20 protein-coding genes and 1 pseudogene are annotated in these 17,065 nt (G+C 68.7%); 6 read left to right on the top strand and 15 right to left on the bottom strand.

Annotated features, from left to right (window positions below):
* The 3 genes from FV222_RS05115 to xoxJ form a co-directional block, all read left to right on the top strand.
* On the top strand, positions 1–776 hold a 776-nt coding region (locus FV222_RS05115), incomplete at its 5' end, for a PQQ-binding-like beta-propeller repeat protein (protein ID WP_147813317.1).
* Between the two features lie 140 nt (positions 777–916).
* Positions 917–1,528 (top strand): c-type cytochrome, methanol metabolism-related, encoded by a 612-nt coding sequence (locus FV222_RS05110; protein ID WP_147753027.1) that lies wholly within the window; start codon positions 917–919, stop codon positions 1,526–1,528.
* Positions 1,528–2,382, top strand: a complete 855-nt coding sequence (xoxJ, locus tag FV222_RS05105) for a rare earth element methanol dehydrogenase accessory protein XoxJ (protein WP_147753028.1) — start codon at positions 1,528–1,530, stop codon at positions 2,380–2,382. The genes FV222_RS05110 and xoxJ overlap by 1 nt, the downstream gene beginning before the upstream one ends.
* 91 nt (positions 2,383–2,473) lie before the next feature.
* Here xoxJ and folK read toward each other — a convergent pair whose 3' ends face one another.
* The 13 genes from folK to FV222_RS05040 all read right to left on the bottom strand — a co-directional run bounded on the left by folK (position 2,474) and on the right by FV222_RS05040 (position 13,106).
* Positions 2,474–2,947, bottom strand: coding sequence for a 2-amino-4-hydroxy-6-hydroxymethyldihydropteridine diphosphokinase (gene folK, locus FV222_RS05100; protein WP_147753029.1), 474 nt, complete (start codon positions 2,945–2,947; stop codon positions 2,474–2,476).
* Positions 2,944–3,318: a dihydroneopterin aldolase gene (gene folB, locus FV222_RS05095; protein ID WP_147753030.1), complete on the bottom strand. Its 375-nt coding sequence runs from the start codon at positions 3,316–3,318 to the stop codon at positions 2,944–2,946. The genes folK and folB overlap by 4 nt, the downstream gene beginning before the upstream one ends.
* Complete coding sequence (gene folP, locus FV222_RS05090; RefSeq protein WP_147753047.1) at positions 3,315–4,094, bottom strand: dihydropteroate synthase; 780 nt, start codon at positions 4,092–4,094, stop codon at positions 3,315–3,317. Before folP ends, folB begins: the two co-directional genes overlap by 4 nt.
* A 213-nt stretch (positions 4,095–4,307) precedes the next feature.
* The gene (locus tag FV222_RS05085; RefSeq protein ID WP_147753031.1) at positions 4,308–4,673 is read right to left on the bottom strand and encodes a hypothetical protein; all 366 of its coding nucleotides are present in this window, start codon (positions 4,671–4,673) and stop codon (positions 4,308–4,310) included.
* The gene (locus FV222_RS05080) at positions 4,654–5,373 is read right to left on the bottom strand and encodes a hypothetical protein (RefSeq protein ID WP_147753048.1); all 720 of its coding nucleotides are present in this window, start codon (positions 5,371–5,373) and stop codon (positions 4,654–4,656) included. Before FV222_RS05080 ends, FV222_RS05085 begins: the two co-directional genes overlap by 20 nt.
* An 11-nt stretch (positions 5,374–5,384) precedes the next feature.
* Positions 5,385–6,530: a pyrroloquinoline quinone biosynthesis protein PqqE gene (gene pqqE / locus FV222_RS05075; protein ID WP_147813315.1), complete on the bottom strand. Its 1,146-nt coding sequence runs from the start codon at positions 6,528–6,530 to the stop codon at positions 5,385–5,387.
* The gene (gene pqqC, locus FV222_RS05070) at positions 6,527–7,606 is read right to left on the bottom strand and encodes a pyrroloquinoline-quinone synthase PqqC (protein ID WP_147753033.1); all 1,080 of its coding nucleotides are present in this window, start codon (positions 7,604–7,606) and stop codon (positions 6,527–6,529) included. The genes pqqE and pqqC overlap by 4 nt, the downstream gene beginning before the upstream one ends.
* A gap of 152 nt (positions 7,607–7,758) precedes the next feature.
* A complete protein-coding gene (gene pqqB, locus FV222_RS05065) occupies positions 7,759–8,658 on the bottom strand; it encodes a pyrroloquinoline quinone biosynthesis protein PqqB (protein ID WP_147753034.1) in 900 nt (299 codons plus the stop codon).
* Positions 8,659–8,703: 45 nt separating this feature from the next.
* Positions 8,704–8,793: a pyrroloquinoline quinone precursor peptide PqqA gene (gene pqqA / locus FV222_RS05060; RefSeq protein WP_055889187.1), complete on the bottom strand. Its 90-nt coding sequence runs from the start codon at positions 8,791–8,793 to the stop codon at positions 8,704–8,706.
* Positions 8,794–8,983: 190 nt separating this feature from the next.
* Positions 8,984–9,688 carry a response regulator transcription factor gene (locus FV222_RS05055; RefSeq protein WP_147753035.1) on the bottom strand — a complete coding sequence of 235 codons (705 nt, stop codon included), beginning with the start codon at positions 9,686–9,688 and terminating at the stop codon, positions 8,984–8,986.
* Positions 9,685–11,313, bottom strand: coding sequence for an ATP-binding protein (locus FV222_RS05050; protein ID WP_147753036.1), 1,629 nt, complete (start codon positions 11,311–11,313; stop codon positions 9,685–9,687). Before FV222_RS05050 ends, FV222_RS05055 begins: the two co-directional genes overlap by 4 nt.
* Before the next feature lie 132 nt (positions 11,314–11,445).
* Positions 11,446–12,321, bottom strand: a complete 876-nt coding sequence (locus FV222_RS05045; RefSeq protein ID WP_147813313.1) for a formate/nitrite transporter family protein — start codon at positions 12,319–12,321, stop codon at positions 11,446–11,448.
* A gap of 44 nt (positions 12,322–12,365) precedes the next feature.
* Positions 12,366–13,106 carry a molybdopterin-binding protein gene (locus FV222_RS05040; RefSeq protein ID WP_147753038.1) on the bottom strand — a complete coding sequence of 247 codons (741 nt, stop codon included), beginning with the start codon at positions 13,104–13,106 and terminating at the stop codon, positions 12,366–12,368.
* Positions 13,107–13,228: 122 nt separating this feature from the next.
* Between FV222_RS05040 and sfsA the strand changes: the two genes are divergently transcribed.
* Positions 13,229–13,945 (top strand): DNA/RNA nuclease SfsA, encoded by a 717-nt coding sequence (gene sfsA, locus FV222_RS05035; RefSeq protein ID WP_147813311.1) that lies wholly within the window; start codon positions 13,229–13,231, stop codon positions 13,943–13,945.
* Here the strand turns inward: sfsA and FV222_RS05030 are convergent.
* Complete coding sequence (locus FV222_RS05030) at positions 13,932–14,774, bottom strand: FkbM family methyltransferase (RefSeq protein ID WP_147753040.1); 843 nt, start codon at positions 14,772–14,774, stop codon at positions 13,932–13,934. The two genes, sfsA and FV222_RS05030, sit on opposite strands and share 14 nt — an antisense overlap.
* A 105-nt stretch (positions 14,775–14,879) precedes the next feature.
* On the opposite strand from FV222_RS05030, the gene FV222_RS05025 reads away from it, so the two are divergent.
* Positions 14,880–15,644, top strand: a complete 765-nt coding sequence (locus FV222_RS05025; RefSeq protein ID WP_147753041.1) for an alpha/beta hydrolase — start codon at positions 14,880–14,882, stop codon at positions 15,642–15,644.
* Between the two features lie 193 nt (positions 15,645–15,837).
* Complete coding sequence (gene rpsD / locus FV222_RS05020; RefSeq protein ID WP_147725774.1) at positions 15,838–16,455, top strand: 30S ribosomal protein S4; 618 nt, start codon at positions 15,838–15,840, stop codon at positions 16,453–16,455.
* 314 nt (positions 16,456–16,769) lie between these two features.
* Here rpsD and FV222_RS31830 read toward each other — a convergent pair.
* A pseudogene (locus FV222_RS31830) lies at positions 16,770–17,065 on the bottom strand (ABC transporter ATP-binding protein); the annotation flags it as partial.

Below are 17,065 nucleotides of genomic sequence, written 5' to 3'. Positions count from 1 at the left end.
TCGACCGCAACGGCTTCGGCTACACCCTGAACCGCGCCACCGGCGAACTCCTCGTCGCCGAGAAGTTCGACCCGGTCGTCAACTGGGCCTCCAAGGTCGACATGGACAAGGGGTCGAAGACCTACGGCCGGCCGCTGGTCTTGTCGAAGTACTCCACCGAGCAGAACGGTGAAGATACCAACTCCAAGGGTATCTGCCCGGCGGCCCTCGGCACCAAGGACCAGCAGCCTGCTGCGTTCTCGCCGAAGACCAACTTGTTCTACGTGCCCACCAACCACGTCTGCATGGACTACGAGCCGTTCCGGGTGACCTACACCCCGGGCCAGCCCTACGTCGGTGCGACCCTGTCGATGTACCCCGCGCCGAACAGCCATGGCGGCATGGGCAACTTCATCGCCTGGGACGGCGTCGAGGGTAAGATCAAGTGGTCGAACCCCGAGCAGTTCTCGGTCTGGTCGGGTGCTCTCGCCACCGCCGGCGACGTGGTCTTCTACGGCACGCTCGAAGGCTACCTGAAGGCCGTCGACTCCAAGACGGGTAAGGAACTCTACAAGTTCAAGACCCCGTCGGGCATCATCGGCAACGTGATGACCTACCAGCACAAGGGCAAGCAGTACGTCGGCATCCTGTCGGGTGTCGGTGGCTGGGCCGGCATCGGCCTCGCGGCCGGCTTGACCGACCCGAACGCCGGCCTCGGCGCGGTGGGTGGTTACGCCGCCCTCTCGAGCTACACCAACCTCGGTGGCCAGCTCACCGTCTTCGCCCTGCCGAACTAATCGGTCGCACGAAACGGCTTGAAATGAATGCCGGCGCGGGTTTCCGCGCCGGCATTCTTATGATTAGAATGCCCCTCAAGAAGGCCGCGAAAGGCCGCCTGAGAGCGGCATGACCTTCAGGTCTCAGGGAGATTACAGCGTTGCATTACCTCAGCAAATCCGTCACGCGGCCGTTCCTGGCCGCCCTCGCCCTAGCGTCCGTTTCGATGGTCGCCGTACATGCTGAGGATGCCAAGCCCGCCGATCCCGCCCTCGCCAACTCGCTGAACACCGCCGACAAGTCGGCCGAGCCCGACGACAAGCTCCTGAAGAAGGACGCCGCAGTGAAGGTCGAAGAGGGCAAGTACTTCGACGCCGAAGGTCACCCGACCTTTCACATCACCGATGCCGGCAAGAAGTTCGACTGGTACACCTACTCCGGGTACCGCCGCTATCACGCCGAGTGCCACGTCTGCCACGGCCCGGACGGCATGGGCTCGACCTATGCGCCGGCTCTGAAGGACTCCCTCAAGCACCTCTCCTACGAGGAGTTCATCGGCATCCTCGCCGGCGGCAAGCAGGACGTGAGCTCCTCGGACCAGAAGGTCATGCCGGCTTTCGGCGACAACAAGAACGTCATGTGCTACTCGGACGACCTCTATGTCTACCTGAAGGCCCGCGCCTCCGGCGCCATGGGCCGCGTCCGCCCGGGCGACAAGGAAGACAAGCCCGAGGCCGCCAAGAAGGCCGAGAAGGAGTGCATGGGCGGCTGATGCGCCGCGCACGCACCCATGCCGCCATGGCGCTCGCGCTCCTGCCGTTCCTGGCAGGCGCGCGGGTGGCTGATGCGCAGCATCTCCCCGACCTCGTCACCGCAGACGTCCTTCGCGTCTGTGGCGATCCAGGCAACATGCCGTTCTCCGAACGCAAGGAAGACGGCTTCGAAAACCGCATCGCGGGCATCATCGCCGACGAGCTCAAGGTCAAGGTCCGCTATTACTGGCTGACGCAGGGTCCCGGTTTCGTCCGTAACACCCTCGGCACCGGCCTGTGCGACCTGATCGTGGGGTCGGCCCTCGGTAGCGAGGGCGTGCAGAACACCAACCCGTACTACCGTTCGTCCTACACGCTCCTCGTCAAGAAGGGCGGCCTCGCCGGGGTCACTGGGCTCGACGATCCCAAGCTCAAGGGCAAGCGCATCGGCGTGATCGCCGGGACGCCGCCTGTGAACCGGATGGGCGATCTTGGCCTGATCTCGACCATGAAGGCCTACGCGCCCTACCAGCTCGATCCGTCACGCAAGAACCAGACAGTGGGCGCCGAGATCGTCTCCGACCTCGCGGCCGGACAGATCGACGCCGCCGTACTGTGGGGGCCGTCCGCCGGGTGGCTGGCCAAGCAGAGCGGCACGGCGATGGACGTGATCCCGCTCCTGAAGGAGCCCGACCGGCCACCGATGAGCTACCGCATCGCGATGGCCGTGCGGATCGGCGAGAACGACTGGAAGCGCTCGCTGAACACGATCCTGCGCAAGCGCCGGGCCGACATCGAAAAGGTGCTTCGCGACTTCGACGTGCCCCTACTGGACGAAGAAGAGAACAAGCTTCTCGCGCCCGAAGAGCACTGAGAAGAGGGCCGACGCGTAGTTCGTTACCAAACGGGCGCGAAACGACGAAGGATCGGGCGAAAGCCCGGCCCTTCGTCGTTTCGCGCCAGCGTCAGTTCCGCTGGATGCCGCTTCGGTCGAGCTTGGCCAGCGCCTCCGAGACCGTCTCACCGCCGATGACGAGATCGGGGGCGATCTCGGCCAGCGGCACAAGCACGAAGGCGCGCTCGCGGACGTAGCGGTGCGGCAGGACGAGGCGTTCGTCCGAGACCGCAGCCCCGGCATAGTGCAGCACGTCGATATCGATCACCCGCGGTCCCCAACGGCGCTCACGAATGCGGCCGAGGTCGCGCTCGACGCCGAGGCAGGCATCGAGCAGGGAATGGGGGTCTAGGTCGGCCTCGATCGCGAGCGCACCGTTCAGGAACCAGTCCTGATCGGTCTCGCCCCAGGGCGGGGTCCGGTAGTCGGCCGACCGCGCGACGACCCGGAGGCCAGGCACCCCGGCGAGCCCCTCCACGGCTGCAGCCAAGTGCGCAGCCTTGTCGCCGATGTTGCTGCCGAGGCCGAGATAGGCGCGTGTCATGCCCGCGCCTCTTGCCGGCGGGTGATCACCACCGCCACTCCGTCGAGGACCGCCGGCACCGGCGCGCTCGGCTTGTCGATCCGCACGGTGATCGTGTCGATGGCGGTAAAGCGTTCCAGGATCTCGGCGGCGATGGCTTCGGCCAGGGCTTCGATCAGGTCGAAGCGCCGCTCGGCTGCGATCGCGACCGCGATCGCCGTGAGGTCGGCGTAGCTCACGGTTCGCGTCACGTCGTCGGAGCGGCCGGCGGGACCGAGATCGAGGCCGACGTCGAGCGACAGGTAGAAGCGCTGGCCAAGGCGCGTCTCCTCCGGCAGGACGCCGTGGTGGGCGAAGACTGCGATGCGCTCGACGAGGATGCGGTCGCTCATCGACGGTCTCCCGGGCGCAGCACCGCGTCGACCACGCGCATCGCATCGACATGAGCGGCCACGTCGTGGACCCGGACGATGTCGGCCCCCAGCGTGGCCGCCAAGGCATGCGCCGCGAGCGACCCGTGGAGCCGGTCGGCCGGCGCGGTCTCGCGATCGTGCAGGCGCCCGAGCAGCGACTTTCGCGAGACGCCGACGAGGACGGGGAAGCCGAGCGCGCGGATCTCGGGCAGGTGCCGCAGCGCTTCCAGATGCTGCTCCCAGCTCTTGCCGAAACCGATGCCCGGATCGAGCACGATGTCGCCGTCGGGGATGCCGGCGCGGCGGGCGATGCCGAGCGAGACCTCGAAGAAGCGCAGCATGTCGGCGACGATGTCGAGGCCGGGATCGATCGTCTCGCGGTTGTGCATGATCATCACCGGCGCGCCGTGGTCAGCGGCGACGTGGGCGATGTCGGGCTCGCGCTGCAGGCCCCAGACGTCGTTCACGAGGCGGGCACCGGCTGCGAGCGCGCACTCGGCCGTGGACGCCTTGTAGGTGTCGATCGAGATCGGCACGGAGAGCCGGTTCGCCAACGCCCGGATCGCGGGCAGGACGCGTGCCTGCTCCTCGTCGGCCGGCACCGGGACGTGTCCGGGACGAGTCGACTCGCCACCGATGTCGATCAGCGCGGCACCCTCGGCAGCAAGCGCGTCGGCTTGCCGGCACGCGGCCTGCTCGTCGACGAAGCGGCCGCCATCCGAGAACGAATCGGGCGTGACGTTGAGGATGCCCATCACGAGGGTCCTCCGGCCGAGATCCGGCAGCAGGTCGGCGAGGGCGGCGGGTCGATGGCTCAAGGGGCGTCGCTTCTCAAGGGTCTGCGCGGGCCGCTCCCGCGGGGTCGATGTGGCCGGTTTTTCGAAGCGAAGCAACGGCGCCCGTCGCGCACGAAAAAAGCCGCCCGGAGCGGGGCGGCCTTTCGAACGTTCGCGGCGGACGGCGCCGTCTCAACCGCGGTAGCAGCGGATCTCGGCCTCGGCCTGGGCGCGGCGGAGGTCGGCGACCTTGTCGTCGAACACCTTCGTCGACTTGAACTCGTTCGAGCGGGCGCCAACGCCCTGGCGCATCGACAGCACCGTGCTCGCCTGCACGTACTTGTCGTAGGGGAGGATCGCGGCGAGCTGATCGACCGAGCAGGTGCAGCGCCGCATCGCCTCGCGGGTCTGGCCGTTGGCAGCCATGCACCCGAACACGTAGTCGACGCGGGCGTCGGTCGGATAGTCGTTCTCGGCCTCTGCCGCGGCGACGGGGATCGCCAGCATCGCCAGCGCGACCCCGGACAGGGCTAAGCCCTCAACCAGCTTTCTGATCATAGCTCAGCCGCTCCTCCAAGAGTTCGCCGCCCTCGGTATTCTTCGATTGCGCCTCGATCGAGATGATCTCGCCGGGCACCTCGGGCGAGGTGACGAAGGTGTAGGTCATGTTGTCCATGCCGCGCATGCGCTGGGCGAGCGCGTCGCCGGCGAAGGGCTTGGTCACCACTTGCCAGGCGTCGACCGTGCGGCCCTTGTAGTCGACCTTGATCGGCGTGACGGTGGCGCCGTCGCGCAGCCCCTTGCGGATTGCGAGCTTGAGGTAGCGCGGGTTGGCCTGCAGCACCCGGGCAAGGTTGGTCAGGTGGTTCTCGAGGAACAGCGGGATCACCGGGTTGCCGGGCATGTCCTCGAACGGGCCGGCCGGGAACCGGTTCGTACCCGAGAACATCTCGACGCCGATGTTACGGCCGTCCCCGCCCTTACCGGGCTCGAGGGTGAGCTTGATCGTGTCGTCGAGGGGCGGCCCGAACGGCCCCTTCGCAATGCCGGAGCGGCGCAGGTAGTCGTAGGTCAGGGTGGTGCCGGCGGCAGCGTTCTTGAGCTGGGGCTGCTCGAACAGCAGGTCGGCCGCGCTCGGGATCGCGCTCGCGTTCGCCTTCTCGGGCGCTGCGGCAGGGGCAACGGGCGCTGCGGCGGGGGCAGGGGGCGCCGCCTCGACGGCCAGCGCCGGAGCGACGGCGAGCAAGGTTGCGGCGATGACGAAACACTTCACGAGAGGGCGTCCTCCTTATTGGGCGCCGGGATGTTGGCCCCGATCGTCCGGTAGGTGTAGTCGGGCGGGGTCTCCGCCGCCTCCTCGACGGCCAGCGCCCGCACCTTGGCATGTAGCAGCGAGAGCGAGCAGGCCGGGTCGGTTGCCGCCGCATCGCCAGCCAGCGCCAGCGCCTGACAGCGGCAACCGCCCCAATCCTTCTCGCGCCGGTCGCAGGAGCGGCAGGGCTCCTGCATCCAGTCTGTGCCGCGATAGGCAGTGAAGGCCGGCGAGTTCGCCCAGATGTCGCCGAGGGAATGCTCGGTCACGTGCCAAAACTCGAGGTGGCTGATCGTCTCGGCCGCATGGCACGGCAGCACCTTGCCCTGCGGCGTCACGTTGATGAGCTTGCGGCCCCAGCCGCCAGCGCAGGCCTTCGGGTACTTCGCGTAGTAGTCTGGCACGACGAGGTCGATGACGAGCTGGCCCTTCAGCCGCTCGCGCGCCGCCTCCACGATGCGGATCGACTGATCGACCTGAGCCTTATCCGGCATCAGCGCGGCGCGGTTCACGTAGGCCCAGCCGTAATACTGGGTGTGGGCCACCTCGAGCCGCTTGGCGCCGAGCTTCACGGCGAGATCGATGAAGCCCTCGACCTCGTGGATGTTGCCGCGGTGGATCACCGAGTTCAGCGTCAACGGCAGTCCGAGCTCGGTCACCTTGGCGGCGAACTCCATCTTCTGCGGCTGCGCGTTCTTCAGGCCACCGATCTTCTCGGCGTTGGCCGCGTCCACGCCCTGCACCGAGAGCTGCACGTGATCGAGGCCGACGTCGTAGAGCGCCTGGAGCTTGCCCAGCGCACCGCCGACGCCGGAGGTGATGAGGTTCGAATAGAGCCCGAGCTTGGCGCAGGTCTCGGTGATTTCGACGATGTCGTTGCGCGCGGTCGGCTCGCCGCCGGACAGGTGGACGTGCAGAACGCCGAGGGCCGCGGCCTCTGTCAGCACGCGCTGCCACGTCGCGGTGTCGAGCTCGCGCGAGCGCCGATCGAGGTCGAGCGGGTTCGAGCAATATGGGCAACGCAGCGGGCAGCGATGCGTCAGCTCGGCGAGCAGCCCGACCGGGGCCGGGATCGCCGCCGCGTTCGGGGTGATCGCGTTCATCGCTCCAAGACCCTCTTCGCGGCGAGGTCGTTCAGCATGGCCAGCACGTCGACCTCGATGACGCGCGGGTCGGCGGCGTAGGTCTGGCCAAGCCGGTCGGCGATCGCCGCGACGCTGGTTTGGCCGTCGACGAGGTTGAGGACCGCGACGGCGTTGTCGTCGAGGTCGAAGGTGCGCTCGGGGGCGAGCAGGACGTGCTTGTCGCGGGTCTGGTCGAAGCGCATCCGCACGCCGCGCGGCAGGCGCGGCACGTCGGCGGCCGTGAGCCGGCCGGTCCCCGGCGCCTGGGTCTGCGTCTCGGCGACGAGACCGGCGCCGGGCGTCCAGGCGTCCGGCGGGATCATCCCGGGGGCGACGTAGGCGAAGTACAGCGCGTCGAGCTGCGTCCACAGCACGTTGCACTTGAAGGTCAACGCCGCCATCGCCTGCCGCTGCAACGCGGGGGTGGTGGCGTGGCGCTTGACATAGTCGAGGGCGAAGTCGGCGTCGCGGGGCGCCTGCGTCATGCGCTTCTCGAAATAGGCCAGCGTCTCCTTGGTGATGAAGTCGTAGTTCTTCAGCATGCCCGAGACGCGCTCGGAGATGATGTTCGGCGAGAACATCTCGGTCAGCGACGACGCGATGGCTTCGAGCAGCGAGCGCTCGGAAACGAAGTGGACGTAGGCCTCGACCGAGAACTTGGTGGCCGACAGGATGCCGTCGGTGGACTCGACGTAGTCCCGGCGGAAGCCGACGCCCTCGGCAAGCTTCAGCCAGCGTTCGATGCCGCCGTCGCCAGGCGCGTCGCCGTCGTGGTCGACGATGCGCTGGCGCCAGACGCGGCGGAGCGAGGCGTCGGTCATCCGCGCCAGCACCGCGGCGTCCTTCACCGGGATCATCGCCTGGTAATAGTAGCGGTTCAACGCCCAGGCCCGGACCTGGTCCTTGCTCAGCTTGCCGTCGTGCAGCAGGCGGTGAAACGGATGCAGGTTGTGGTAGCGCCGGGCGCCGATGTCGCGCAGCGCCGCCTCCAGTTCCTCGGGGCTCAGCAGCCGCTCGGAAGTCTCGGATTGGGGGGTCGGGAACACTGCGTTCATGGCGTCACCAAGCGTCCGTTCGGAGGCGTTTCCTGGTCGTCTCGTCGTGCGCCGCGTCTGGCGGCGGCGTCTCGGCGCAATCGAATCGCGCACGTCTCGTCATGAGATAGGTCGCGGCACCGGCAAATGCCAACCGCGCCCGGTCGTCGCCGTCAGAGGCTCAAGGTGAGCCCGTCATGGGCGATCGTCCAACCCTCGGCCTCGACCGCCTCGCGCTCGGGCGAACCTTCGACGAGGACGGGATTGGTGTTGTTGATGTGCACGAAGACGCGCGACCCGATCGCGACGTCCTTGAGGCCGGCGATCGAGCCCCCGTCGCCCCGCATCGGCACGTGCCCCATGCGCCAGCCGGTCTTGGTGCCGACACCGGCGCGGATCATGTCGTCGTCGTGGAGTACCGTGCCGTCGAAGAGCAGCGCGTCGACGCCCGCAATCCGCGCCTTCAGGTCCTCGGTCACGCGGGCGCAGCCGGGGATGTAGGCGAGCCGCCGTCCGTCGGCCTCGATCATCGCGCCGACCGTGGTCTCGGATTCGGCGCCGAGCTCCATGCTGGCATCCTCCAGCCAGAGCGGCACCTTGCCGGGCACCGCGAACAGTGTGACGGCCAAGCCGGGGAGCGGCTCGAAGCGCATGCCCAGGGTGATCGCCTCGCGGGCGACGACGCCCTCGGCCATCACGTCGAAGACGCGGTTGTCCGCGACCGAATCGAGGATGCTGCCGGTGCCGTAGAGGGTGTAGGGTTGGCCTTCGCGGAGCGTCAGCAGGCCGGCGACATGATCGACGTCACCGTTGGTGAGCAGCACGGCGCGGATCGGCGAATGCCGAAGTCCTTCCCGCGGATGCATCACCGGGTTGTCGAAGAATTGCTGCCGGATGTCCGGCGAGGCGTTCACCAGGAGCCAATCCGTGCCGTCCGCAGACACCGCGATGCTCGACTGGGTCCGCGGCCTGACGCGGTTCGGCTCGGTTCTCGCGAGCTGGCAGTTCGGGCAGCGGCAATTCCACTGGGGAAGGCCGCCGCCAGCAGCCGAGCCAAGGATTACGACGCGCATGGAATGGTCCGATGCAGCCAACAATCCTCAGCTCGGCGCGACACCTCAGTTGAAGGTGTCGATCTCGGCGGACTCGTAGCTCGTGACTTCCATGCCGACGCAGATTTCGGAAACGATCGGGGCAGCCCAGGTCATGGTGTTTCTCCGTCTGATTGCGAGCATCCGGTGCCGAAAAGGTAAACTTAAGGATACCCTAAGACACTGATGGCGCTTTTGTTTTCCAGCGCGGCACGGGTATCCGCAATTCCCGCTCCGGCTTCAAGCACTAAATTGCCGGATGCTCCCAAATTTTTGTGAGGATCCACCCGCCCGAACGTCGCACCGGTCAGTGCCGGTAGTCCGGACCGCGGGAGTCCAGCATGAAGCCGCGTCCGCGCACGGTGACGAGGAGCGGACCACCGTGGCGGACGAAGTCGGCCATCTTCGTGCGCAGGTAGCCGACGTAGACGTCGACCACGTTCAGCGAAAGGCCGCCCTGGCTCGCCCACAGCCGCTCGAAGATGTCGGCGCGGGAGACCGGGCGGTTCACGCTCTCCATCAGCATGGCCAGCAGCTCGGCCTCGCGCGGGGTCAGGCGGGCCGACGCCTCGCCGCAGGTGACCTGCCGGGTGTCGAGGTCGAGGACGAGCTTACCCGCGTTGATCAGCGTGCGAGGCCCCTCCGCCGCCTGACGGCGCATCAGGTGCGTGCGCAGCCGCGCCACCAGCTCGTCGAACACGAAGGGCTTGACGATGTAGTCGTCGGCCCCGAGCGCGAGGCCTTCGGCCCGGTCGCGAATCTCGTCGCGTGCCGAGAGGAACAGGATCGGGCCGGGATAGCCGCCCTCGCGCAAGGAGCGGCACACGTCGTGGCCCGACCCGTCGGGCAGGGTGATGTCGAGCACCACCGCCTCCGGGCTCTCGTCGCGAGCGGCGGCCAGCGCGTCGCCGACGCAGCCGGCGGTGTCGACGGAGAAGCCCTCTGCCTCGAGGCCGCGGGTGAGCAGGCCACGGATGTCGATGTCGTCCTCGACCACGAGGATTCGCGTCATGCCGCGTCGTCCTTCCGAATTTGTCGATCGTCCCGGCTCGCCGTGTCGTCGCCCTCCACGGTGAGGTCGAGAGGCGGGAGGTCCAGCGTGACCCTCGCCCCGCGGCCGTCCTCGCCAGGGCCGAGGCGGATTGTGCCATCATGCTGTTCGATGAGCCAACGCGCCAGGGCCAATCCGATCCCGAAGCCCATCTCCGCCGGGCGGTCGCCGCGCCGAAAGCGCTCGAACAACGTCTGCTCGTGGTTGCCGAAACCCGGCCCGTCGTCGGTGACCGTGATGCGCGCCGGCGCCGCGCCGCCGCCGGACAGGGCGACGACGACCCGGGTGAGCCCTGTGGCGTGGCGCAGCGCGTTGTCGATCAGGCTCTCGACGACCTGGCGCATCCACTCGCGGTCGGCCAGCACTTCGAGGTCTCGCGCACCCGGCTCGAAGGTCAGCGCGACGCGGCGTCGGGCGGCCTCCGATGCGAGGTTGTCGACCGCCTCGGCCAGGACCGGGGCGAGCCCGAGGGCCCGGCGGTCGAGCTCGATCTCGCCCGATTCCGAGCGGGCGACACGCAGGAGATCCTCCACACGCAGCTTCAGCCGCATCGCGCGCTTGCGGATGGTGGCGAAGGCCGGGGCGTGATCGGTGATGCGGGGTCCGGCGCGGGCCGCGAGGTCGCATTCCCCGAGGATGACGGTCAGCGGGGTGCGCAGCTCGTGACTCACGTCGGCGAAGAAGCGGCGGCGCGAGCGGTCGACCGCCTCGAGTCGGGCGTTGGCGGCGCGAAGGTCGGCGGTGCGGGCCTCGACCGTGTCCTCCAAGGCCGCGCGGTCGGCGGCAACGCGGCCTTCGCGGCGAGAAAGGCGTGCCGCCATGCGGTTGACGTTGGCGACCAACAGGCCGAGCTCGTCGCGGGTCGCGACGGACAAGCGCGTGTCGAGCTTTCCGCCGCCGATGGCGCCGGCGGCCCGGCGCACGGCCTCGATCCGCGCCAAAGTCGGCCGGGTGATGCTCCGCCACAGCAGCACGACGAGCCCGAGCGCGCCGAGCACCGCCAGGGCCGCCGCGATCCGCAGGCGGCGCGACAGCTCGCGGGCCGCATCCGAGCCCAGCACCATGCTGCGGCGCTCGGCCTCGATCAGGAACGAGAGCGGCTGCCCGGTCATCGCGCCGAAGCCGTTGAGCGCACCCTTGATCGAGTTCTGGCGCTTCTCGGAATCGGTCTCGCGGACGATCTGAGACACCTGCCGGTCGAGGATCACCCGGGCCGCGCGCAGCTGCGCCATCGGCCGGCTGCGCAAGGCGTATTGCATCCGGTCCAACGGGTCGTCGCTTCCGGCGACGGATCGCGACAGCGCCTCGTCGACGGTCGTGAGCGCGCGGTCGACGTTGCTCCGCGCGATGCCCATCGCTTCCGGCGCGAGGTCGGGGTTGCCGATGGTCTCGACCGCGGCCATGCCGAATTGGGTCATCCGGCCCGACAGCTCGGCCAGGAGTTCGAGGCGCCCCTGCGCGGCGAGCGTCCGGTCGATCGTCTGCTCGGCGGCGCCGATCGCGGCGAGCACGCCGGCCGCCGCCAGCACGACGACGAGGGCGATCGACCCGAGCAGCAAGGCGAAGCGGACCTTTAGCGAACGCATCGTCCCTTTCCCAATCGATCCTGTTTCCGGCCGCGTCGCGATGGAGCGAACGCCGCCAGCACGGCCTCTTCGGATCAGCTTTTCGGTCGAATCCGTGGGAAAGCCAACTCAGCCGGCGGGGGCGAACCGTCCTCAATCCCGGTTGGCGCCGCCCTCGGCCTCCTCGACCTCGCGGCTCTCCTCGACCTCCGGGGCGACCTGTCCGTAATTGAGCACCGCCACCAGCGTCATGCCGCCGAAGACGTTGCCGACCAACGTCGGCACGAAGAACCGCTCGGCGTACTCGCCCATCGTCGCCGCGCCGGTGACCACGAGGTAGAACGCCTCGACCGATCCCGCGACGATGTGGGCGAGGCCGCAGAGGGAGACCAGCCAGGTCATCAGAAAGATCACCAACGGCGCCGCCGTACCGGTGGCCGGCAGGAACCAGACCATCAAGGCGATCATCCAGCCGGCGAAGATCGCCTTCAGCACGGTGTCCCAGAACGGAAACGCGATGGCCTGGTGGCTGATCTCGGCAAAGGCCGCCTTCACCGACGGCTCGAAGGCGCCGGTATGGGCGAGCACGGTCGCGATCGCCAGGGTCGCCAGGATGTTGCCCGAGAGCACGATCGCCCAGAGGCGCAGCACCCGCCACGCGGTCTTCGCCGAGCGGTCGTGTAGCAGCGGCAGGATCGGCGTGATGGTGTTCTCGGTGAAGAGTTGCTGCCGCCCGAGCACCACCACCAGGAAGCCCACCGCATAGCCCATCGTGGTGAGGAGCTTTGTCCACTCGCCCTCGGGCAGATGGGTCTTCAGCACGCCAGGCACGATCAGCGACAGTGCGATGCTCAAGCCCGCGGCGAAGGCCGAGAGGAACAGCGCCCCGCCGTCGCGGCGCAACTCCTCATTGCCCTCGCGCCGGATCACCTCGTGCAGCACGAAGGCATCCGGGCGGCCGATCTCGGCCACGGCCTCCTTGTGCGCGTCGTGCCGGGCTTCCTTGTCGTCGGGCTTCCGCTCGGCCATCACGCATACGCTCCACGAACCGGAAAAACTGGGACGGGCTGCCGTCAGCCGCGCAGGCGCGCCACCAGCGCCTCGATCTCGGCCCGCGCACGCGCCACCGAGGCGGCATCCTTGCCGCGGGCGACGATGCGGTTGGCGAACCCGTCCTTCGTCATCGAAGGATAGGATCCAATCGATACGTCCGCGTAGGACTTCGCGATCTCAGCGAGGTCGGCGGCGTAGTTGCCCTCGGGCAGGTTGCCGGCCTCGACAGTCTCGGAGAGCATCCGGGCGCCGGTGGGCAGGGTCGGGCCGACCTGGTCGAGCATCGCCTGCATGATCGAGGGCACGCCGGCCATGACGAAGACGTTGCCGATGCGGAAGCCCGGCGCCTTCGAGATCGGGTTGGCGATCAGGTCGGCGCCGTCCGGGATCCGCGCCATGCGCAGTCGGGCTTCGTTCAGGTCCTCGGGCTTGTGCCGCTCCAGCAGCATCGCCTTGGCGCGCGGGTCGACGTCGATGCCGACGCCGAAGGCCTTGGCGACGCAGTCGGCGGTGATGTCGTCGTGGGTCGGGCCGATGCCGCCGGTGGTGAACAGGTAGGTGTGGGCCGCGCGGAGCGCGTTCACCGCGCCGACGATCGCGTCCGGCTCGTCGGGCACGATCCGCACCTCGCGCAGGTCGATGCCGACCGCGGTGAGATAGTCGGCGATCGTGCCGATGTTCTTGTCCTTCGTCCGGCCGGACAGGATCTCGTCGCCGATCACGAGGATTGCGGCGGTCATCGCGGTGGGATCGATTGTCATGGGGCTCGTCGTCCTGGGTTGCATCGCAGATAGCGCGGCGGAGGGCGCGCGACCACCGAGGGTGCCTTCATGCGCGGGCACGTGTCGGCTATGCACTGCGACCGCAACGCAGCCAGGACCCGATGCAGTTTCCCACACCCCTGATCGAAGGCCGCCTGGTGCAGCGCTACAAGCTCTTCCTCGCCGACGTGGACCTGGCCGACGGCACGCGCGTCACCGCGCATTGTGCCAACCCCGGCGCGATGCTGGGCCTGAAGGAAGCCGGGAACCGCGTCCTGCTCTCGCCTGCCAACAGCCCGTTCCGGAAGCTCACCTATTCCTGGGAACTGGTGGAGGCGAACTTGCCCGGCGGCCCGCAATGGGTCGGCATCAACACGATGCGCCCGAACGCGCTGGTCGCCGAAGCCTTCGCCGCAGGCGGCCTCGCGCCGCTGTCCGGCTACACGGCGCTGAAGCCAGAGGTCCGCTACGCTGCGGCGAGCCGCGTCGACTTCCTCGCAAGCGGGGGCGGGCTCCCGCCGGCCCACGTGGAGGTGAAGAACTGCCACCTGATGCGGCAGGCGGACCTCGCCGAGTTCCCCGACTGCGTCGCGGCCCGGAGTGCGCGGCACATGCGCGACCTTGCCGAGGTGGTCGCCGGCGGCGGCCGCGCGGTCGTCATCGTCGTGGCGCAGATGCAGGCGGAAGCCTTCGACGTCGCCCGCGACCTCGATCCGGCTTTCGACCGCGCCTTTCGGGACGCGCGGGCAGCCGGAGTGGAGACCTACGCCTACCGCTGCCGGATCGACCCGGAGGGGGTGACGGTCGCCGACGCGATCCCGATCGTCACGCCGGATTAGCGGCGACCCGCTCGAACATCCGGTTCAGCCGGGTGCGGCCGGTCTCGCGGTAGCCGTGGCCTTCCAGGAGCTTCGGCAGGTCGATCTGCCACTGATCGACGCCGTCCTCGATCACAAGCAGCTTCGGCAGCAGGGCCGGGGGCGCCTCGCGAAGGAACGGCTCGAGGATTAGGTCCTCGGCACCCTCCACGTCGAGCTTGATCGCGTCGATGCGGGTCAGGCCCTCGGTGCGCACGAGGTCCATCAGGGTCACCGCCGGCACCTTGATCTGCGCGCTCTCGTTGGTGCCGACGATCTTCAGGCTCGATTCACCGCGGTTGCGCGGGTCGACGAACAGCGTCAGCTCGCCGGCCTTGTCGGCGACGGCGCAGGCCACCGCCTTCACGGTGTGGAACGGGTTCTGAGCGATGTTGTAGGTCAGCCGGTCGAAGATGTCGGGCTGCGGCTCGACCGCGAGGATGCGCGCACGCGGCCCGGCGAAGGCCGCCACGAACAAGGCGTAGGCGCCGATGTTGGCGCCGATGTCGAGGAAGGTGCAGCCCGGCTCCAGGCGCGCCTTCAGCAGGGCGCGCTCCTGCGGGTCGAAGAATTGCGGCGTGAACAGCACCTTCTTCTCGCAATTGTTGTTGTAGGGGTGCAGCCGCATCCGGGCGCCGAGCCGCTCGACGTCGAGGGGCTTGCCGCGCATCAGCGTGATCGCGAGGCGCCGCAGGAACATCGCCATCCGGCGGCCGCGCCAGGAATCGGGCGAGAACCGCACGGTCCGCCGGGCGATCGCCGCGACGAGGCCGGCCGGGGCGTAGGTGCCGTAGGGCTGATGGTCGCTCATGCCCCGGGCTGATGCCAGCCGCGCCGCCGGCCCGCAAGCATCTCGCGCGTTGCCCATCGCTGCGCCGGCTCTTAAGCGAGGCGCGGGACGCGAAAGGCCACGACCATGGACAGCTTCGATTCGGACGGCGTGCGGATCGCCTACATCGACGTGCCGGCCGTCGGCGGGACCGGCGACCCGGTCTTTCTGATCCACGGCTTCGCCTCGAACCACGCGGTCAACTGGGTCAACACGACGTGGGTGCGCACGCTGACCCAGGCCGGCTACCGCGCCATCGCCCTGGACAACCGCGGCCACGGCGAGAGCGAGAAGCTCTACGACCCCGCCCGCTACGGCTCCGAGGACATGGCGGGCGACGCCGTGCGCCTCCTCGACCATCTCGGGATCGCGCGCGCCGACATCATGGGCTACTCGATGGGGGCCCGCATCACCGCGCACCTCGCCCTCGACCACGCGGCGCGCGTCCGCTCGGCGCTGATCGGCGGCCTCGGCCTGCACCTCGTCGAGGGAAAGGGCCTGCCTTCCGGCATCGCCGAGGCGCTCGAGGCGCCCGCGGGCACGAAAGCCGCGAACCCGACCGCTGCCGCCTTCCGCATCTTCGCCGAGCAGACGAAGAGTGACCTGCGCGCGCTCGCCGCCTGCATGCGCGGCTCGCGCCAGACCCTGTCGCGCGCTGAGATCGGGCAGATCGAGGTGCCTGTCCTCGTCAGCGTCGGCACCCTCGACACCGTCGCCGGCTCCGGGCCGGCGCTCGCCGCGCTGATGCCGAACGCGCAGAGCCTCGAGCTCGAAGGGCGCGACCACAGCTCCGCCGTCGGCGCCAAGCCGCACCGCGACGGGGTGCTGGCCTTCCTCGCGGCGCGCCCGTGACGGCGAGGATTGACCAGTTCGGCCGGCTCGACTAGGAACGCCCTCGTCATCGCGGCTCCTCTGAGGGGCCGCTTGGCGTTTTCATACGCACCCGCGAACGGCCGACACGGCCGCTCTGTCGTCCCGAGCCGCAAGGCCGGCGGGAAGAGGAGGGCGCGTTCCTCGAATTCTCGTTTGCGAGAGGACACGCGATATGTCGAAGCGGATTCAGGCCAAGCACAAGCTCGACCGCCGCATGGGCCAGAACATCTGGGGCCGCCCGAAGAGCCCCGTGAACCGCCGCGAATACGGCCCCGGCCAGCACGGCCAGCGCCGCAAGGGCAAGATGAGCGACTTCGGCACGCAGCTGCGCGCCAAGCAAAAGCTCAAGGGCTACTACGGCAACATCACCGAGAAGCAGTTCCGCCGTTACTACGCCGAGGCCATCCGCCTGCGCGGCGACTCGAGCGAGAACCTGATCGGCCTGCTCGAGCGCCGCCTCGACGCCGTGGTGTATCGCTCGAAGTTCGTGGCGACGCCGTTCGCGGCCCGCCAGTTCGTCAACCACGGCCACATCAAGGTCAACGGGCGCCGGGTCAACATCCCGAGCTACCTCGTGAAGCCGGGCGACCTGATCGAGGTCAAGGAAGCCTCGCGTCAGCTCGAGATCGTGGTCGTCGCCTCGCAGCTCCCCGAGCGCGACGTGCCCGACTACATCGAGGTCGATCACCAGAAGATGACCGCGCGCGTCACCCGCGTGCCGGGCCTCACCGAGGTGCCGTACCCGGTGCAGATGGAACCGAACCTCGTGATCGAGTTCTACTCGCGCTGATCGGTTCGACGTTCCATCGTCATATCTATGTGACGTGTCATCGTCGTATCTGTGTGACGTTCCATCGTCATATCCTCGTGACGTTTCATCGTCGTATCTATGGGAAGGGTCGTCCGAAAGGGCGGCCCTTTTCCATGCGTGGTCAGGCGAGGTGGCGCGCGCGGTTTTGCGTTCACGCGACTTTCCACTGCCGCGCGCAACGCTTCCGTCATCCCGGGGCGCCGCAGGCGAGCCCGGGATGACGGGGAGGGTTTGGAAATGGGCCGCCAGGATGGGGCGTCGCCTGTAAACGCCCCGGAATAACCGACGCCCCTTCAGGCCTCGCGCTTCCCCACGGAGCCCGCGCGCTGGATCGCGTCCAGGGTCACGTGGCGCGCCCCCGGCCCGCCGGTGACGACGAGGCGCGTGCAGCCGGCGGCCAGCATCGCCGAGAGGGCATCGCGCAGCGACGCACCGGCCGCGATACTCGGCGCACCCACAGCCTCGCCGGGCTCGGCGGCCTCCGCCACCGTCACCAGCGCGAGACGGCGCAGCGCCCGGTCCTCCCCGACAAAGGATGCCACGAAGGCGTCGGCCGGCGCGGCCAGGAGGGCGCGCGGCGCCTCCGCCT

The organism is Methylobacterium sp. WL103 (assembly GCF_008039885.1).
Classification (GTDB): Bacteria; Pseudomonadota; Alphaproteobacteria; order Rhizobiales; family Beijerinckiaceae; genus Methylobacterium; species Methylobacterium cerastii.
This window is presented reverse-complemented; position numbering and strand designations above follow the sequence as displayed.